Source organism: Rhodocaloribacter litoris (genome assembly GCF_011682235.2).
Taxonomy (GTDB): domain Bacteria; phylum Bacteroidota; class Rhodothermia; order Rhodothermales; family ISCAR-4553; genus Rhodocaloribacter; species Rhodocaloribacter litoris.
In genome coordinates this window covers 3,579,096-3,597,374 of sequence record NZ_CP076718.1, presented here as the reverse complement: position 1 = coordinate 3,597,374, position 18,279 = coordinate 3,579,096, and the positions used below count along the sequence as shown (strand labels likewise).

General features: G+C 68.4%; 14 protein-coding genes and 1 tRNA gene. 6 read left to right on the top strand and 9 right to left on the bottom strand.

The annotated features are described in order from the left end of the window. Positions 1-18 precede the first annotated feature (18 nt). Positions 19-1,170, top strand: a complete 1,152-nt coding sequence (locus tag GQ464_RS14865; RefSeq protein WP_166979757.1) for a mechanosensitive ion channel family protein — start codon at positions 19-21, stop codon at positions 1,168-1,170. A 15-nt stretch (positions 1,171-1,185) separates the two neighbouring features. Here the strand turns inward: GQ464_RS14865 and GQ464_RS14860 are convergent, their stop codons facing one another. Both GQ464_RS14860 and GQ464_RS14855 read right to left on the bottom strand, forming a co-directional pair. Next, positions 1,186-2,493 carry a M16 family metallopeptidase gene (locus GQ464_RS14860; RefSeq protein WP_228350332.1) on the bottom strand — a complete coding sequence of 436 codons (1,308 nt, stop codon included), beginning with the start codon at positions 2,491-2,493 and terminating at the stop codon, positions 1,186-1,188. Beyond that, positions 2,486-3,826 carry a M16 family metallopeptidase gene (locus GQ464_RS14855; protein WP_166979755.1) on the bottom strand — a complete coding sequence of 447 codons (1,341 nt, stop codon included), beginning with the start codon at positions 3,824-3,826 and terminating at the stop codon, positions 2,486-2,488. Before GQ464_RS14855 ends, GQ464_RS14860 begins: the two co-directional genes overlap by 8 nt. A gap of 186 nt (positions 3,827-4,012) precedes the next feature. Between GQ464_RS14855 and GQ464_RS14850 the strand changes: the two genes are divergently transcribed. From GQ464_RS14850 to GQ464_RS14835, 4 genes are all read left to right on the top strand, one after another. Beyond that, positions 4,013-4,816 (top strand): hypothetical protein, encoded by an 804-nt coding sequence (locus tag GQ464_RS14850; RefSeq protein WP_228350331.1) that lies wholly within the window; start codon positions 4,013-4,015, stop codon positions 4,814-4,816. Between the two features lie 35 nt (positions 4,817-4,851). Next, positions 4,852-6,936: a helix-hairpin-helix domain-containing protein gene (locus GQ464_RS14845; RefSeq protein ID WP_166979753.1), complete on the top strand. Its 2,085-nt coding sequence runs from the start codon at positions 4,852-4,854 to the stop codon at positions 6,934-6,936. Positions 6,937-7,047: 111 nt separating this feature from the next. Continuing rightward, positions 7,048-7,434, top strand: a complete 387-nt coding sequence (locus GQ464_RS14840; protein ID WP_166979751.1) for a response regulator — start codon at positions 7,048-7,050, stop codon at positions 7,432-7,434. Between the two features lie 55 nt (positions 7,435-7,489). Then, entirely contained in the window at positions 7,490-8,332 is an 843-nt protein-coding gene (locus GQ464_RS14835; protein WP_166979785.1) for an SCO family protein, read from the top strand. Between the two features lie 7 nt (positions 8,333-8,339). On the opposite strand, the gene GQ464_RS18765 is transcribed toward GQ464_RS14835, so the two are convergent. The 7 genes from GQ464_RS18765 to GQ464_RS14800 all read right to left on the bottom strand — a co-directional run bounded on the left by GQ464_RS18765 (position 8,340) and on the right by GQ464_RS14800 (position 16,512). Next, positions 8,340-10,265, bottom strand: coding sequence for a M56 family metallopeptidase (locus GQ464_RS18765; protein WP_166979749.1), 1,926 nt, complete (start codon positions 10,263-10,265; stop codon positions 8,340-8,342). Positions 10,266-10,267: 2 nt separating this feature from the next. Continuing rightward, on the bottom strand, positions 10,268-10,657 hold the full coding sequence (locus GQ464_RS14825; protein ID WP_166979747.1) for a BlaI/MecI/CopY family transcriptional regulator: 390 nt from the start codon (positions 10,655-10,657) through the stop codon (positions 10,268-10,270). 152 nt (positions 10,658-10,809) lie between these two features. Then, positions 10,810-11,184: a hypothetical protein gene (locus tag GQ464_RS14820; RefSeq protein WP_166979745.1), complete on the bottom strand. Its 375-nt coding sequence runs from the start codon at positions 11,182-11,184 to the stop codon at positions 10,810-10,812. A gap of 113 nt (positions 11,185-11,297) precedes the next feature. Further along, positions 11,298-14,192 (bottom strand): PD40 domain-containing protein, encoded by a 2,895-nt coding sequence (locus tag GQ464_RS14815; RefSeq protein ID WP_166979743.1) that lies wholly within the window; start codon positions 14,190-14,192, stop codon positions 11,298-11,300. 122 nt (positions 14,193-14,314) lie between these two features. Continuing rightward, positions 14,315-14,403 (bottom strand) — tRNA-Ser (locus tag GQ464_RS14810). 119 nt (positions 14,404-14,522) lie between these two features. Further along, on the bottom strand, positions 14,523-15,329 hold the full coding sequence (locus GQ464_RS14805) for a LytR/AlgR family response regulator transcription factor (RefSeq protein WP_166979741.1): 807 nt from the start codon (positions 15,327-15,329) through the stop codon (positions 14,523-14,525). Between the two features lie 7 nt (positions 15,330-15,336). After that, entirely contained in the window at positions 15,337-16,512 is a 1,176-nt protein-coding gene (locus GQ464_RS14800; RefSeq protein ID WP_166979739.1) for a sensor histidine kinase, read from the bottom strand. A 363-nt stretch (positions 16,513-16,875) separates the two neighbouring features. On the opposite strand from GQ464_RS14800, the gene GQ464_RS14795 reads away from it, so the two are divergent. Continuing rightward, entirely contained in the window at positions 16,876-18,279 is a 1,404-nt protein-coding gene (locus tag GQ464_RS14795) for an efflux RND transporter periplasmic adaptor subunit (RefSeq protein WP_166979737.1), read from the top strand.

Genomic DNA, 18,279 nt, shown 5'->3' with positions numbered 1-18,279 from the left:
GACGGACAACCACAGGATATGACTGCGCTCGTCCCCCCACTACTTCCCCTCATCGCACTACTCCAGCAGGAATCCCCGACCCTCCTTGCCGGTGCCGAGCTGGTGGACTGGGTCAAAGCCATCGGCATCTGGGCTTTCCTCTCCGTCCTGTTCATCCTCCTGCAGCGGATCCTGACGGCGCGCATCACGCGTTTTGCGGAGCGCACACGGACGAACATCGACAACGTGCTCGCCAGCATCCTGCAGCGGACGCGGGCCTACTTCCTGATCGGCCTGGCCTTCTATGCGGCCGTGGCGATCGTGCAACTGCCGGAGGTGATCGTCCGCTGGGGCGGGCGTATCGCCTTCGTCCTGCTGATGCTGCAACTCATCCAGTGGGGCAACGGCCTGATCTCGCTCTACGTCGAACGCTACCGGACCCAGAAACTCGACGAGGACCCGGCCGCCGTCACGTCGATGCAGGCGCTGGGCTTCATCGCCCGGCTGGGCCTGTGGACGCTGGTGCTGCTGGTGGCGCTGGACAACTTCGGCGTCGACATCACGGCCCTGGTGGCCAGCGTGGGCATCGCCGGCGTGGCCATCGGCCTGGCCGTGCAGAACATCCTGGGCGACCTGTTCGCCTCGCTCTCGATCGTGCTCGACAAACCCTTCGTGGTGGGCGACTTCATCATCGTCGACAACCACCTGGGCACGGTCGAGTACATCGGCCTGAAATCCACCCGCATCCGCAGCCTGACGGGGGAGCAGCTCGTCTTCTCGAACAGTGACCTGCTCAGCAGCCGCATCCGCAACTTCAAGCGCATGCACGAACGGCGCGTCGTCTTCAGCGTCGGGGTGACCTACCAGACCCCCCGCGAGAAGCTGGAGAAGATCCCGGCGATGATCCAGGAGATCGTGGAAGCGCAGGACATGGTGCGGTTCGACCGGGCCCACTTCAAGGAGTTCGGCCCCTCGTCCCTCAACTTCGAGGTGGTCTACTGGGTGCTCGATCCGGACTACACGCTGTACATGAACATCCAGCAGGCCATCAACCTGGCCCTCTACGAGCGTTTCGCCCGGGAAGGCATCGACTTCGCCTACCCGACGCAGACGCTGTACGTCCACCCCGTGGGGTTGCCCGAGGAGATGGACGGCTCCAGCCGGACCCCGTCCTATGGCAACGGGCACTGACGGAAGGAGCCGGCCCTAGTCCGGGAGCGAGCCGGCCAGGGCGATGTGGAAGCGGCCGGGGTCGAAGTAGGCCTGCACGGCCTCGTTGACCTGTGCCAGCGTGAGGGCTTCGACCTCACCGGGGAAACGGTCCAGATAGCCGACGTCGAAGCCGCGCTCGGCGTTGCGCAGCAAGTTGGCGGCGAGGCCGCCCGTGGTGGCCAGGTCCACCTTGAAGCGGCCGGTGATGGTCGTTTTTTTCTCGTCGAGTTCTTCCCGGGTGACGCCTGCCTCCACGAAGCGACGGACCTCCGCCAGCGTCGCCTCCACCCCCCGCTCGACGTTTTCCCGGCTCAGCGTGACGTCCACCTGCCAGTGGCCCTCGTATTCGGTGGTGACGCCGTAGAGGGTCGAATAGATGCCGTAGGTGAGCCCCATCTCGTCGCGCACGGTGCTCATGAGCCGGGCCGAGAAGTTGCCGCCCAGGATGTAGTTGGCCACGTAGAGCGGAATGAAGGCCGGGTCCTGGCGCCGGACGGGGAGGGGATGCCCCATGCGCACGTCCACGTTTTCCTTGTCCGGCATGGGGACGACGGTGCGGCCCGGCGATGCCGCCCGTCCTCGTTCGGCGAAGGGAGCCTGCACCGCAGCGGGGGTCCAGGCGCCCGGTCCTTCCCGCACGAGCGCTTCGACGGTGCCGGGGTCCACGTCGCCCACGAAGACGATCGTCAGGTCGTTGGCGCCGAAGTGCCGGGCGTGGAAGGCGCGGACGTCGTCGACGGTGAGGGCAGCCAGGCGGGCCAGGTCGTCCGCCGGGTCGGGCCGGTAGTTGGGGTGGGCGCGGGGATAGAGCCGGCGGGCCAGGGCCGCCGATGCCTGCGCGGCCGTGCTTTCCCTCGAGCGTTCCAGCGAGGCGGCCAGGTGGGCCTTTGCCTTTTCGAACTCGCCCGGATCGAACAGGGGTTCGCGCAACTGTTCGGTCAGGATGGGGATCACCTCGGGAAGGTCGTCGCGGAGCGCCCGGCCGGAGAAACGCACCCACAGGCCGTCCGTGTGGAAGTCCAGTTCCACGCCCCGGTTCTCGAGCACCTCGGCGATGGCAAAGCGGTCGCGCCGGCGCGTGCCCTTGTCGAGCAACTGCACGGCCAGGTCCTGCACCAGGTCGGTCCCGGCGGCAAAGTCCGGATACGTTTTGAACGATCCCCGGAAGGAGACGATGGAACGGACGGGCGTGGGCAGGACGAGCAGGCGGGCGGCCCCGGCGGTGCACGTTTCGACGCGTTCGGCCAGCGGCTTGAGCCGGGTCGTGGTTTGCATGAGGCGGGCGGCGGTCCGATCAGGCATCGGCGGTCGGGCTGTCGGGAATCGGGACGTAGCGGCCGACGGTGCGGCGATCCTCGACCAGGTAGGCCTGTGCCACGCGGCGCACGTCCGTCGCGGTGACGCGCTCGATGCGGTCGAGGTAAGTGGTGTAGAGCTTCCAGTCGCCGGCGGCGATGGCCTCGTTGAGCTGGGTTGCCACGGCGTAGGGCCCGTCCCGGCTGAAGGCTTCCCGGGCCCGGAGCTGGTTCTTCGCCCGTGCCAGCTCGGTTTCGGTGAGCCCGTCCCGGCGCACGGTATCCAGCACCTCTTCGATGGCGGCCTCCACGCCCGCGTGCGTCTGGTCCGGAGCCAGCATGGCCAGGATGAAGAAGAGGCCGGGGTCGCGCAGGCGCGAGGCGTTCGCATAGAGGTGCGTCGTCAGACCCCGATCGGTGAGGTGGCGATAGAGCCGGCTGTTCTTGCCGGTTGCGAGGGCCGTCGCCAGCACGTCGAGCGCGTCGGCATCGGGATCCAGAGCGGGCGGCGACTTGAAGGCGACCATCACGGCACCGAGCCGGCCCGCCTGGCGCACGACGATGCAGCGCTCGCCGCGCTGCTCCGGCTCGCGGGTGTATACTTCGGGCACGGGTGCGGGCGCCGGCGGGATGGGCCCGAAGTGGCGATGAACGAGCCGGAGCGCCTCGCTCCGGTCAAAGTCCCCGATGATGCTGACGGTGGCGTTGTCCGGCCAGTAGAAGGTATCGTAGAAATGCCGCAACCCTTCGGCCGAAACGTGCTCGACGTCGCTCCGCCACCCGATGGTCGGATGGTGGTACGGATGCGCCATGAACGCGGTGCTCCAGACGGCGTGGTAGAGCTTGCGCAGGGGCTCGTTCTCTCCCCGGTCCAGCTCGTTCAGAATCACCGTGCGCTCGCTTTCGAGGTCCTCCTCCCGGATCCGGGCGTTGCGCATGCGATCCGCCTCGATCTCGACGGCGAGCGCCAGGTGTTCCCGCGGCAACAGCGCGTAATAGTTGGTCCGGTCGAGCCAGGTGGTGGCGTTGACCTGCGCCCCCACGCGCTGCAGCACGTTGAAGATGGACGTGCCCCGCTCTTTGCTGAACCGCTCGGTGCCCTTGAACATGAGGTGTTCGAGGAAATGGGTGGCTCCCGTCAGTCCCGTGGTTTCGTTCCGGCTGCCCACCCGGTACGTCACCATGAACGTGACGACGGGCGCCGCGGCCTCGGGCAACAGCAAGACGTGCAGGTTGTTCGATCGAAGCCGGTAAGCCTCGATCCCTCCCGACGCCTCGACAAACGCGAACGCCTCGGTCACGTCCTCGGGAAGTACCTGTGCCGTCTCGGAAAGCTGCATGGCTCGAAAGGGTCCGTGGAGCGAAGGGGGAAAATATACTTCACCCGTTCCAAATGTTTCTTCCTGCTCCGGTCGAAAAACACGGGGCCTGCTGGCATCTTTGCGTGCGAGGCGCTTACTTTCCCGATGGCGCGGAGCCGGGCCTTGTTGCAAGGTTTATTGAGCATGAGGGGTTGCCTGCCGCCATTGGCCTGTCTTGTCGTCTTCTTTTCCTTCGCGGCACCGGCTGCTTTTTCCCAGTCGTTGACGGGCGGGGCGCGTGCCGTTGCCATCGGTGGTGCCGCCACGGCCCTGCACGACGACGCCTGGGGCCACGCCAACCCGGCCGTCTGGGCGGTGCGACCGGGCCGGGCCGTGTCGTTCTTCGCCGGTCAGGCCTTTGGCCTGCCCGAACTCCGTCTCGGAGCCGTCCAGTACGTGGAGCCGACCCGCGCGGGGGCGTTCGCGCTGGGAGCGCGCACGTTCGGCTTTGAGGCGTTCCGCGAAACCCACCTCGACCTGGGCTATGCCCGGGGCTTCACGTTCGGCACGACACGGCGGCTGTACGCCGGCCTCCGGCTCCGGTACTACCGTGTCGTGATCGCACGGTACGGCAGCGGCGGAGCCCTGGGCGTCTCGGCCGGCTGGCTCGTGCGCATCCTGCCCACCCTCTACGCCGGCTTTCAGGCGACAAACCTGAACCGCCCGAAGCTGGCCGGTCGCGAGGAGTTCGAACGCACGCTCGCCCTCGGCCTGGGCTATGTGGCGGACGAGCGCCTGCGCGTCCTGGTCGATGTGATCAAGGATGTGCGCTTCCCCCTCTCGGTGCGTGCCGGGCTGGAGCTCGCCCCCGTGCCGGCCCTTGCTCTCCGTGCCGGCGCCACCACCGAGCCGACCCGCTTCACCGCCGGGCTGGGCGTGCGCCTGGGCCGGCTGGCGGCCGACGTGGCGGCCGAGCACCACAGCGTGCTGGGCTGGTCCCCCGCCTTCTCGCTCGGTGTGCTATGGTAAGGCAGCATTTCCACCCGCCACCCCCCCGGGGACCCGTGTGCCCCCGCCGCCCGGCCGTCCGGTGCCTAGGGCTGGCGCTGCTGCTGGTCCCCGTACCCGCCCCGGCCCAGGTCCTTCCGGACACGGCCACCGTGGACGACGTGCTGGAACGCACCCTGGAAGACGTGGACCCCGAAGCGGGAGACCCGGAGCAGCTCGCCGAAACACTCGCCCGGCTCGCCGAACCCCCCCTCGACCCCAACACCGCCTCCGCCGAAGAGCTGGCCTACATCCCGGCCTTTGGCCCGGCCCTCGCGCTCGCCATCGTGCGACACCGTGAACGGTTCGGGCCTTTTCGCACGCTCGCCGCGCTGCAACGGGTGGAAGGGGTGACCGAAACGGTGCTCGCCGCCGCCCGGCCCTACCTGGCGCTCGGCACGTCCCCCACCCGGGATCCCCCCCGGAAGCTTCTCGGCGGGCTTCGCTACGAGATCCTCCAGCGGATCACCCGCCGCCTCGACCTCGGCCGGGGCTTCGACCGCGACACCACGCGCACCACCTACCGGGGCTCCCCCGAACGGCTCTACACACGCTTCCGAGCCCGGAACCGGCGGCTCGGCCTGAACCTCACCCTCGAAAAAGACCCCGGCGAAGCGTTCGAATGGAACCCGGCGACGCGAACCTACGGCTACGACCACGTCTCCGGCCACCTGGCCCTCACCGGCCTCGGCCCGCTGCACACCCTCATCGTGGGTGACTTCACGGCAGACTTCGGGCAGGGGGTGGTGCTCTGGCGCAGTTTCGCCCCCGGCAAAGGCCGGGAGGCGGTGCAGGCCGGCACACGGCTCGGCCCGGGCCTGCGTCCCTATGGCTCGGCCGAGGAAAACCGGTTCTTCCGGGGCCTGGCCGTCGCCGTCCGGCCCGTCCCCTCCCTCACCGTCAGCGGCTTCGTCTCCCGCCGCCGCGTCGACGCCACCGTAGCCCTCCCGGACACGGCTTCGCCCGCCGCCGTGGTGGCAGGCATCTCGACCTCCGGGTTGCACCGCACCCCGACGGAACTGGCCCGTAAGGGAACCCTGCAGGAGACCGTCGCCGGGGGCGACGCCACGCTCCGGCTGGGCCCGGCCCGGCTGGGGGTGACCGGCTACCACGCCACCTTCGACCCGCCGCTACGGCCCGAAGCCGCACCCTACCGGCACTTCGACCTCCGCGGCCGCCGGGCGTCCATGCTCGGGCTGCACGGCCTCGTCCCGCTCGCCGCCGGCCTGACCCTCTTCGGCGAGATGGCCCGGGCTCCCGGCGGCGTGCCCGGCGGCCTCGGCGGGCTGCACGCCCGGCTCTCTGACCGGGCCGCGGTGGTCGCGCTCGCCCGTCACTTCCCGAAAGACTTCGTAAGCCCCTACGGCTTCGCCTTCGGAGAACGCCACGGCGCCACCCGGAACGAAACCGGCTTCTACCTGGGGGTGCAACTCCACCCGCATCGCCACTGGCGGCTCGCCGGCTACGTCGACCAGTACCATTTCCCCTGGCTGCGCTTCGGCGTGCCACGCCCCACGGCCGGCTACGAAGTGCGCCTCGTCGCCGAATACCACCCGCGCTGGTGGTTGTATGCCTACGTGCAGGCCCGCACCGAGACCGACGAAGACGGCGTGCCGGCGACGGACGCGGGCGGTCGCCTCCTCGATGCCGTACGCCCGGCCACCCGCCAGTCGCTCCGCCTCCACGGCGACTACGCCTTCAGCCGCACCCTGCGCCTCCGGGCCCGCGCCGAGGTCACCCGCGCCTTTCTCGCCGGCGGCTCCGCCACGCACGGCGTGCTGCTGTACCAGGACGTGCAATGGCACCTCCACCCACGCCTCCGGCTCGACACACGCCTCGCTTTCTTCGACACCGACGACTTCGAAACCCGCGTGTTTGCCTATGAACACGATCTGCGCTATACTCTCTATGTGCCGGCCTTCTCCGGGCAGGGCCAGCGCTTCTATGTGCTGGCCACCCTCCTCCCTGCCAGCCATTTCTCCATACAGATCAAATACGCCGCCACCCACTTCGAAAACGTGGAGACGGTGGGAACAGGACTCGACGAAACGACTGGAAACCGTCTCCGCGAACTCCGCTTCCAGATTCACTGGAGATTTTAAGAACTCCCCCGGTACTTCCGTCCGTCTTACCGGTCGATACTTTGTTTGAACAAATCAATGAGCGCAGTTGTCCGGCGCCTCCATACTCGCCTAAAAAAGCTCCCATTATTAATGAAAGAAAAGCATCGTCCCCATATCCTGATCGTAGAGGACAACCTGGATACGATCAAGCTCCTGGATTACCAGCTCCGGGCCTATTTCCAGATCACCCTGGCCATGCGGATCGACGAAGCGCTCCAGCTGGCAGACCGGCACCGGTTCGACCTCTTCCTGCTCGACATCAACCTGGGCGAGCGACGCACCGGAATCGACCTGCTGGAACGCCTGCGCCAGCATGCCGAACACCGCAACACCCCCGCCATCGCCCTGACGGCCTATGCCCTGCCCGGCGACCGGGAACGCTTCCTGGAGGAGGGCTTTGAAGCCTACGTCAGCAAACCCTTCCTGCGCGACGACCTCATCAACACGATCCGGCATGTCCTCGCCGCCACGGCCTGACAATCCCCTCCGCCCCCGCTGCTTCCGGCCCGCGTGCTGCCCCCTGCTCGCCTTGATGCTGCTCGGGCTCACGGCCTGCTTTCCCGACCGCACCTACGAGGTGCGCGGGCGCATCGCAGGGTTTACGGACGACCCGCGCACGGTCCTGATCGAACACGAGGCAATCCCGGGCTACATGGACGCCATGGTGATGCCGTTCACGGTGGCCGAGGCCGAGACCACCGCCCTGGCCGGCCTGGGCACCGGGGATGCCGTCGCCTTCACGCTCCACGTCGCACCCCGGCGCTCGTGGATCACCGGCCTGAGACGACTTCCAGACGAGGCGGTCGCCGCGCACCCGGCGGCGAGGCAAAGCACGACTCCCCGGCCCGCCACCGCCCCCACACTCGTCCAACCCGGCGACCCCGCCCCCCCCTTCACCCTGGTCGACCAGGCCGGACAACCCCTCCGCCTCGACGACTACCGGGGCCGGGCGCTGCTCCTGACCTTCATCTATACCCGATGCCCGCTCCCGGACTACTGCCCGCTCATGAGCCGGCACTTCCAGGCCCTGCAACCGCACCTGCGCGAGCGGTTCGGCGACCGGGCCCAGCTCCTCAGCATCAGCTTCGACACGGCGTATGACACCCCGAGTGTCCTCCGGGAATACGCCGGGCGCTACACCAGGGACCTGTCGAACTGGCGCTTCGCCACCGGCCCCGCCGACGAGATCCACACCCTGGCAACGGCCTACGGTGTCTTCTTCACCCCGGAGGAAGGATCGACCACCTTCGCCCACAACCTGACCACAGTGCTCATCGGCCCGGACGGCCGCGTACACCGGATCTGGCGCGGCAACCGCTGGCAGCCCGAGGACGTACTCCCCACGATCGGGCGGCTGCTGGGAAAGATGAACTGACGCGGGCCTATTCCTCCTGCGGGCACAACCGCTCAACGGCCCGCCGGGCCCGCTCGTCGTCGCTCCGGGAGAGCAACTCAAGGGCACGCTGCCCGGCCGCCGTATGTGGTTCTTCTTCCGCGATGCGAATCAGGACCGGAATAGCGGTGTCGTCTGCGGACAGATAGGCTCCCGCCGGGGTATTCAGCAGATTCCGGACGACCTGGTACGCCCGCTCGGCGGCGAGCGCCTCCGTCACACCGGCCTCGACCCGTACCGCTATCTCACCGAGATCCACGACTTCGGCTTCGAAGGCGGCTTCGAGCTCCTCCTCCAGGCGTTCCATCGCCGCTTCGAGTTCCTCCTCCAGGCGTTCCATCGCCGCCTCGAGCTCCTCCTCCAGGCGTTCCTGTTCCTCCTCCGACCACGTCGAACCATCCGGATCGAACGCCTTCAGGCGTTTGCTTGCCGCCTCGAACGCCCTCAAACGATCCGGCTCCGGCCCGGCGTACCCGTGCGCAGAGGTGCCGGAATCGACGGGGCGCCCGCGTTCCCCGCCCACGATGCCGTTCGGTTTCACCGGCGCCCGGACAGGGTCGGGCGGCGCAGCAGGTGAAGGATTGCCTACGTGACCGAACCCTTTGCCCTCATCCGGGGCAGCAGGCGATACCGGCGCGGCGGGCAACACCGGAGCGACGGGCGATACCGGCACGGCGGGGGTCTTCGGGGGTACGGGAGCAACCGGAGGAACCGGGCGTTCGGGTGCCGGAGGTGCTTCCGACGCCCGGACGACCGGGTAGTTGTCCGCCGTCGTTGCGGGCGGCGACCCTGGCGCGCTGTTTTCCCAGGGGGTAAAAGCCGCCAGCGGGATCAGCACCAGGAGCGCCGCCACGACGGTGAGCGTGCCCGTGCGGCGTCTCACGACCCGGCCCGGACGTGGATCGAGGATCGCGCGGATGCGTGTTTCGAGACGAGACGGCCGCGCCATCCAGGCCGCACCGGCCGGCGCCGGCCGCAGGCACCGGTAGGCCCGGGCGATCTCGACGAGGTGCACGGCATAGGAGGAAGGCCGTGTGCCGGCGACGAGCACCACGTCGTCGCAGGCTTGCTCCTGCTCCCGGCGGAGCCGTCCGGCGGCGATCCAGACCAGCGGGTTGAACCAGTAGAGCGCACAGGCCAGGCCGGCGAGGGCCTGTGTCAGGCAGTCGAAGCGCCGGACGTGGGCCAGTTCATGCACCAGTACACAATGCCGGCGGCCGGCGCTCCAGGTTTCGGCCCCGTCGGGCAGCAACACCACCGGTCGCCACACCCCCCAGGTCACCGGCATCGCCGTGAAGGGACTCTGAAGCAGGCACACGCGGCGTCGAAGCCGGAGCCGGCGCCGTACCTCGTCGAGCTCGTGCTGCCAGGCCGCCGCGCTCACCGGACGGGCCCGGCGGGTGAGGCGGCGGGCCGCCAGCCAGCCCGCCCCGAAGCGCCCGAACACGAGCAGCAGCCCCCCCAGCCATCCCGCCAGGAGCCATGGGACCGGTGTGGGCCACCCCCGCTGCGGGCTTCCCGGCCTACCGTTCTCCCATGGGCCGGCCGGCGCCCCCGGCACCGAAAGCAACGCGGCGGCGTCGACCGGCGCCGCCGACAACAGCCGGTCCACGGCCCCGGTCGACGCCCTCGAAACGCTTCCCGGCATGACGAAAACCGCGGACGGGGTCGCCGGCACCCCCCGGGGCAGGTGCCATGCCGGCAACACCATGGAGAGCACCGGCAATACGAGCAGGCCGATGAACGCCGTCGCCCACACCAGATGCCGGAGCGCAGCGGCACGGTGGCGCAGCACCGCCGCCGTCCCCCAGGCCAGCCCCAGCACCAGCACCGACCGGACGGCCAGCTCCATCCCCCATCGCAGCACGTCCCCCCGGCCGCCGAGATCCCCGGCTGCCTGTAGCCATTCCTGCATGATCAGCGCCCCTCCTTCCTGGCCGCTTCGATGAGCCGGGCAATCCGCTCCAGATCCTCCTCCGAAAGTTCCTGCGCCTCCAGATCCAGCAACGCCGCCACCGCCTGGCTGACGGATCCCCCGAAAAACGTGGACAAGACATGCCGCAGCGCCGACACTTTGGCTTTCTCTCGCGGCACCACCGGCCGGTACACGTAGCGCGGACCGGCCTGCTCGTGCGTCACGTGCCCCTTCTCCTCAAGGATCCGCAACAGAGCCCGGACGGCCGAATAGCTGGGCGGGTCCGCGAGGCTTTCCATCACCTCCGCCGCCGTAGCCTGGCCCAGGCGGTAGAGGATGTCCATGATCTGGCGCTCCCGCCGGCTCAGATCGAAATGCTGTGGATCGCCCATGGCTCGTGACGTGCAGACCTGCCAGCCCGCTACGCATACCCGGCAGGAGGGTTACACCCGGCTGCTGCTTTTTCAGCACACCCCGCTCTCCCGCACGGGTTCCCGCGATGCCGGGAGCCGGTTCAAAAAGCACCTCCCGGCCGCACGCCGGGTCAATTGGTACAGATCGACTTGAGGATACGGCGACGCCTGGAAAGTTTTTCCTTCCAGACCTCTTCGGAGATCTCGTCATCTCCCATGAAATACGACCAGTGGCTTCCCGCCTCCTCAACGGCAAGATACGGGTCCTCGACGCGGGCCACCCGTTTCAGGAGGGGCGACATCCCCATCTGATGAATGAACGTGATCTGGCAGCTCCCGTCGCCCGCGGTTTCTTTGATCGAGAGCCAGTTGTCCCCACAGACGTGACAGGTATAGAAATAGGATTCCTGCTGGCCCCCGTCCAGGATCAAATCGTCCCCCTCTACCTGCACCTCCACCGGGATCATGCTTTCCGAAGCGCAGGTCTTGCAGATCAGCTTTTCCATGAGGCCCCACTCCGTCGATGATCAAACGGCTGCTTCTCGTTGAACAAGAGGCACACCGGGATGTTCGCCGCGTGACGTGGTTTTCATCCGAATTCGAGCCGGAACCGGGCCGGTCAGCGATAGACCACGCGCCAGCGCCGGTCCTCGACGCGATAGGCCGCAGCGACACGCAATTCGAGGTCGAGCACATAGAAGAAGCGGAACTGCAGCCCGAGCCCCGCCCCGACGGACGACACCCGATCCGCCGGGCGTGCGACGTCGTGCAGGGTTTCGGCGAAACCGAAGGCGTAGAGGGCTTTGAAATAGAACGGCAGGAGAAACAACCCGTTGTCGATGAACCAGAGGGGCTGCACGTATTCGCCGCCGTACTTGACGAACGTCCCGCGTCCCAGGAACACGTCCTCGTGACCGCGCGGCATGAACGCCTCCAGGTCGAAGATCCCGCCCCGGTTCTGGTCGAGCACGGTGGCGTGCAGCCGCAGTCCTCCGTTGATGCTTTTCAGCCAGGGCAGATACAGGTGTGCCTGCCCGACGTGGGCCGCCCGGGCCGGCCCGTCTTCGACGGCCACGTCGCGCTCGGCGAAGCCCCCCAGCACGAGCCCCTGATGCGGCACCAGGTCGCGAATGTTCCGGCGGAGGCGGTAGACGAAGCTCAGCGCCGGGCTCACCGTGTACCGTCCCGTGAAGCCGGTGAGGTAGCGGCCGTTCCGGTCGAAGAGGCGTTCCTGCCGGTAGCCCCCCTGCACCGAGAGGAGCAGGCTCGTGCGGTGCACGTTCGATTCCAGCGTCAGCGGAAAAGAGAACGTCAGGTCGCCCCCGCGTTCTTCACGTCCCAGGCGCACCGTCTCCACGGTCTGCCCCTCCGCGTCGACGACGTTCGCCCGCACGGTTTCGGGGCGACGGAACAGGCGCAGCATCGGATACACCGGCAGCAGGCTCGTGCGCACGGCCAGGCTGCCCCAGACCCGCTCTTTCTGGAAGAACCCTTCGGCGCCGAAGGTCCAGCGTTGCAGCGGGTCGGTGCCGTGCAGCATCAGGCCGTAGCCGGGTCCCAGCCGGGTGTCGCCGGGACGGTCCGCCGGCGCATCGAGGCGGAAGGTGGGCAGGAGCATGCGGGGGCGCAGGTGCGCCAGCGACCGGTACGGCCGCGGCTCCGCCAGCGGCATCGAAGGAGCCGGGGGTTCCCGGAGCCATGCCTCCCAGTCCACCCGGTCGAAGAAGCGGGTTGCTTCGGGCGGGACGACCTGCCCGGCTTCAAAGGTGAAGGGGATCCGGACGAGGTCGTAGCGCTCGTGTTCGTAGTGGATGAAGGCCAGCGTGCGGCCGTCCGGTGAGAGGGCCGGCTCCATGGCCCCGTAGCGTGCGTTCGTCATCCGCCGCACCTGGCCGGTCCGCACTTCGAGCGCATACACGTTGGCGATGCCGCCGCGGTCGGCCGTGAAGAGGAGGTAGCGCCCGTCGGCACTCCAGGCGGCATCATAGACCGAGGCACCGGCGAACCCCACCCACGGCGCGAGCGTGACCCGGCCGCCGGCATCCAGCGTCGCGCGGAAGAGGCCCTGGTGTCCCTCGAGGTTGACGATGACAGCCACCTCCTTCCCGTCCGGGGAAGGATGGAGCGAGACGAAGCGGGCCCGGGTCCAGTCCGCAACCGGCTCGAAGGACGAGGGGCCGGTGAGGCGAACCCAGCGGTTGTACTGCCCCTCGTTGCGCAGGGCCCACACGCCGCCGTCCGGTGCCGCCGCCGGCGTCATGACGCGCCCGCCCCGCGTCAGGCGCGTGACGCGGCCCGTCGCCAGCTCCAGGCGGAACACCTCGGCGACGCGCCGGATGGGCACGAGGGGATCGGGCTCGTACCGGGCAAAGAGGAGGGCGGAGGAGTCGGCGTCGAAGCTGAAGAAGCGGTCCTCCGGCAGCGCCTGCACCGAGAGGAGCGTGCGCCGTCCCGTGCGGGCGTCGATGCGGTAGAGGCCGGCCGTGACGTCGTAGCCGAAGACGTAGGCGACGAGCGTGTGCGCGTCGAGCCAGCGGGGCCGGTGGTGCATGACGCCCCGCGCCCCGGCGATGCGGGTGGGGACCGTGACCGGCCCGAGCGCCGCCACCCGCCGCACCTCCCCGGCCCGCAGCGAGTCCTGGAGTGCTTTCCGCAGGGAGCGCGGCCAGGTGCGCGCGCCGTACCAGAGGTTGACCCCGTAGCCCAGCAGCGGGAACCGGTAGTGCAGCCGGGTAGCCCGGGGAAAGAAGTCGGTCTTCCCTTGCTCGTGAAGGAACCGGAAGAGGTACGCCCCGCCCAGGTAATGCCGGTCGAAGGGGAACGTGTAGGCGGACCGTTCGAGCATCTGGGCCAGGCTCCAGGGTCGATCCGACATGAGCGCCGCCCGGTACACCATGGTGAAGAAGGCATGGTTGAGCCGGCCGGCCCGACCTTCCTCCAGGCTGCTCTCGTACAGCACCGCCGCCCCCTCGGCGATGCCCGGCGGGATCGTCAGGTTGAGCGTGCGGGAAAGGTCGGGGGAAAGCCACCGGACGACCTCCCCCACCCCGAAGCCTTCCTGGAAGTCGGCATGCACCGCATGGACCAGCTCGTGCGGCGCCACCGTCTGGATCCACGAACGATAGCGGGGAGAGAGCACCGCCCCCTTGATGCTGACGGCCTCGATCTCCTGCTTGAACGGCAGCGGCGTGACATAGCCGTTCGAGCGATCGTTGAACCGGTTGATCACCACCGGCATCCGCAGGCGGCTCCGGGCCCCGACCAGGGCCTGCACTGCCGGCAGGTTCGCCTCCAGCCGGGCCGCCGTCTCCCGCGCCTCGGCCCCGGCCCCTTCCTCATAGATGACTTCGAAATGCGGCGTCTCCAGCACGAAGTACCGCGCCTCGGGAGGACGATAAACCACGTTGTAGACGAATCCCTGCGCCTGCACGGTCCTCCCACCCGGCGCGATCAGCGCCCACATGCCGAGGGCAAGACCCAGGAGACGCTGGTAACCCGAACGATGAACCCGCATGATAGCAGACCGGAACCGGCAAGACGACGTCATCCGGGGGCACGGGCCCCGGGACCGCGGGAAAGAAACGGCGCGGGCGACAAAGAAAAAAGGCGTTCAGAGATTCTCCTGAACGCCTGTAGCGGAGGGGGTGGGATTCGAACCCACGGTGCCCTGCAAAGGGCACAACGGTTTTCGAGACCGCCCCGTTCAACCACTCCGGCACCCCTCCGAAGCCGGGGCCAGTAACGACAATCTACGCTTTCGGGTTTCTCCCGGGCAAACGCCCCGCCCCGTGACGGCCGGATTTGCCGCTTTTTTGCACAAACTACCGCATGGGAGGCGTCGCCCTCACTCGCCTTTGAGCGCATCGAGACCCAGGCGGGCTTCGAGCTCCTTGCGCCGGCTCCGGCTGACGCTGAGCTTCTTGCCGCTTTTGAGGCGCACGGCATAGTCGCCGCCGGGGTTGTAGAACAGGGTTTCCACCAGATCCAGGCGCACGATGGCGCTGCGGTGGATGCGCATGAACCGTGCAGGGTCGAGCCGTTCCTCCAGGGTCTGCATGCGCTCGCGGATGACGTAGCGGTCCTTGCCGACGTGCAACTCGGCGTACGTGCCGCTGGCGGTGATGCACTCGATCTCCTCGACGGGGATGACGCGCACCTGCCCGCGCATGTCCACGGCGATGCGTTCGAGGTAGTCCGGCCGGGGCGGGCGGGGAGGGTCCGGCGCAGGGTTGAAGAGGCGTGCCAGGCGGGTCCGGATCGTCTCGACGTCCCGCAGGAGCACGGCACGGCGGGCCCGCTCGAAAGCCTGTTCGAAGCGCTCGTCGTCGAAGGGTTTGAGCAGGTAGTCGAGGGCGGCCAGTTCGAACGCCTTCACGGCATACTGGTCGAAGGCCGTCACAAAGATGACGGCGGGCATGTGCTCCGGCCCCACCTCCTGCACCACCTCCACGCCGGTGAGGCCGGGCATCTGGACGTCGAGGAAGACGAGGTCGGGCTTGAGCGTGCGGATGGCCTCGACGGCTTTCCGGCCGCTGTCTGCCGTGCCGGCGATCTCCACGTCGTCCCGGGCGGCCAGCAGGTCTTCGAGGCGCTGCCGGGCCAGCGGTTCATCGTCGACGATCAGCACCCGAAGCTTCGTTTCCGGCGTCATTGGCGGCTCACGCGGTTTCGGTGACGGCGGTGTAGAGGTCGCTGCGGGTATGGTAAGGGATACGCACGAGCACCCGCAACCCGCCCGTTTCGGGCTGTTCCAGGCGCAGTTCCTGTGCTTCCCCGTACAGACTCCGGAGGCGCTCGCGCGTGTTCCGCAGCCCCACCCCCTCGCCGACGACCTCGAAGCCGTTGCCCGAGACAGCCGGCAGGCCGGGGCCGTTGTCGCTCACCGACACGTAGAGATAGCCCCCGCGCCGCCATGCGGCAATCTCGATCCGCCCGGTCTCCTCGATCCGGCTGACACCGTGCTTGATGGCGTTCTCCACGAGCGGCTGCAGGACCAGGCTGGGCACCAGCGCCTCGAGCGTCTCCGGCTGGATGTCCCGGACGACCTCCAGCCGGTCCTGAAACCGGATCCGCTCGATATCCAGATAGCGTTCGAGGAAGTCGAGTTCTTCCTGCAGGGTTACCTCCTGTTCGCCGGTGCGTTCCAGCGTGTAGCGCAGCAGCTCGCTCAGGCGGACGATCATGCGCCGCACGCCCTTCGGGTCGCGTTCGACGAGGGAGGAGACGGCATGCAGGGTGTTGAACAGAAAGTGCGGGTTGACCTGCATGCGCAGGGCCTGCAGGTGCGCCTCGGCGAGCTGGGCCTTGAGCCGGGCGGCCTGGGTGCGGAGCATCGCCGCCTCGGCCTGCCGCTCCTGGTACCGCACGAAGTAGTCGCGGGCGATGCCAGCGGCCAGCACCGTCAGGTAGACGATCAGCTCGTCCAGAAAACGCAGCCCCAGCAGGCTCTTCATGAGCGAGTAATCGACGGATTCGTGGCGCACCAGGGCAAAGTAGGTTTTCAGCCCGATGAAGTCGAACAGCGCGGCCACCGCCACGGCCATGATGGCGTGCAACGCCAGGCGACGCAGCCAGTTGTCCCGTTCGAGCCCGAAGCGATGGATGAACCAGAAGATGAGGGGCGTGAAGACCGCCCACAGGCCAAACTCCAGCAGGGTCTGGAGGACCTGCCCGGCCCGTAACCCCTCCTGCGGCCCGCGCGGGTCGATGGCCCGGCGGCCGATGGTCAAGGCGGCGATCAACGTCCAGAACAGCAGGATCAGGCCCGCCTCGACCCACGGACGCCAGGTGCGGCGGCCGGTCCGGGAGGACGTTGCTTCGTGTGCATCCAACATGCCGGGACCGAATATTGTGCTTTGCATCGAAGTATTAAACGCTTCACACGCCCCCGGTTCAAGGGGTATGCCGTCACCGGCACCAGACGATCCACCAGATGCACCATCCTGCATTGGCCGGTCTCGCCCGCAACACGGGTGTGGCTGCGTGCCATGCGCCGGCTTCGCCCCGTGCCGTCCGCCGTGTGGCGTCTCGGCGCACCGTACTGGCCGGCTGCAGGCTCGTGCAGTTCACACCACGGGCGTGCAGCTCACGATCCGGCCCGAACCTGCGCGCCGCTCGGCCTTATTAAGCCCGGAATAGGGGCCGGGACATACCCTCGCCGGCATCACGTGTTTACCTCGCCAAAAAACCAGGTCTTCATGCATCAGATCCGTCCGCCTTATCGCCTCATCGGTCCGGTTATGATGTTCTGCCTGCTGCTGGCGGCCTGCGGCGGGGACGAGGACTCCGACCGTCCCGGCTTCGACGACCGTGGCCCGATCCCGTCCGTCGAAGTCATTCAGGCCCGCCTGGGCGCGCTTCCACTGGAGGAACGCCTGAGCGGCATCGTACGGGCGGACAACCAGGTGGCCATCCATCCCGAGATCTCGGCCCCCATCGTGCGGGTCGTTGCCCAGAACGGGGATCGGGTAGAGGCCGGCCAGCCCCTGGTCTACCTGCGGGACACCCCGTTCCGCGAGCAGCTACGGCAGGCCGAAGCCGCCCTGGAGGTGGCCCGCGCGGATGCCCGGCGCACCGAGGCCGCGCTCCGTGAGCTCGAAGCCCGGCTGGAACGCACCCGCCAGCTCGTCGAAAAGCAATACCAGAGCCGGCAGGAGCTGGAAGCCCTCCAGGCCCAGGTGGAGGCGGCCCGGGCCGCTCACGAACAGGCGCTGGCCCGCATCGCCCAGGCCGAGGCCTCGGTCGGGGAGCAGCAGGAAGCCCTCCGGCGCACCGTCGTGCGGGCCCCCATCAGCGGGCAGGTCGGACAACGCAACGCCGAGGTGGGCATGCGCGTCGATCCCGGCACCCGTCTCTTCACCATCGGCAACTTCGACCGCGTCCGCGTCGAGGTGGCCATTCCGGACGAGGTGATCCACCACATCGAGGTGGGCCAGACGGCCCTCATCACCCTGAACCGGGATCGTTCCGAAGTGATCGAGGCGGCCGTCTCCCGTATCTCTCCCTTCCTGGAGGAAGGCAGCTTCAGCGCCGGTGCCGAGATCGACGTCCCCAACGAGGACGGCCTGCTGCGCCCCGGCATGTTCGTGACGGTGGACATCCTCTACGGGGAAAGCGAGCAGGCCACGCTCCTGCCGGCCAGTGCCCTCTACGAGGACCCCACGACGGGCGCCCTGGGCGTGTTCGTGGCCCCGTCCCTTCGCACCGAGACGCCCCTCGAACCGCCGGAGACGTACGACGAGCGTAATCCGCCGCCGCTGACCGAACCGACCCCGATGCAGTTCCAGGAAGTGACGGTGCTGGCCCGGGGGCGCGGCCTCGTGGGCGTCAGCGGCGTGCCCCCCGGCGCGTGGGTCGTGAGTGTCGGGCAGCACCTGCTCTCCGGGCGCGGGCAGGGGCAGATCATGGCCCGGGCCCGCCCGCAGACCTGGGAACGCCTCCTGGCCCTGCAATCCCTCCAGGACCAGGACCTGCTCCGCCAGTTCATGGAGAAGCACCAGCGCCTGGCCCGCGACATCTTCAACGATGCCACCCCGGCCGCCTCCGGGGACCCCACCGCCGCGCCCGCCGCCGTCGTCTCGTCCCCGCCCCCCCGCTCCTGA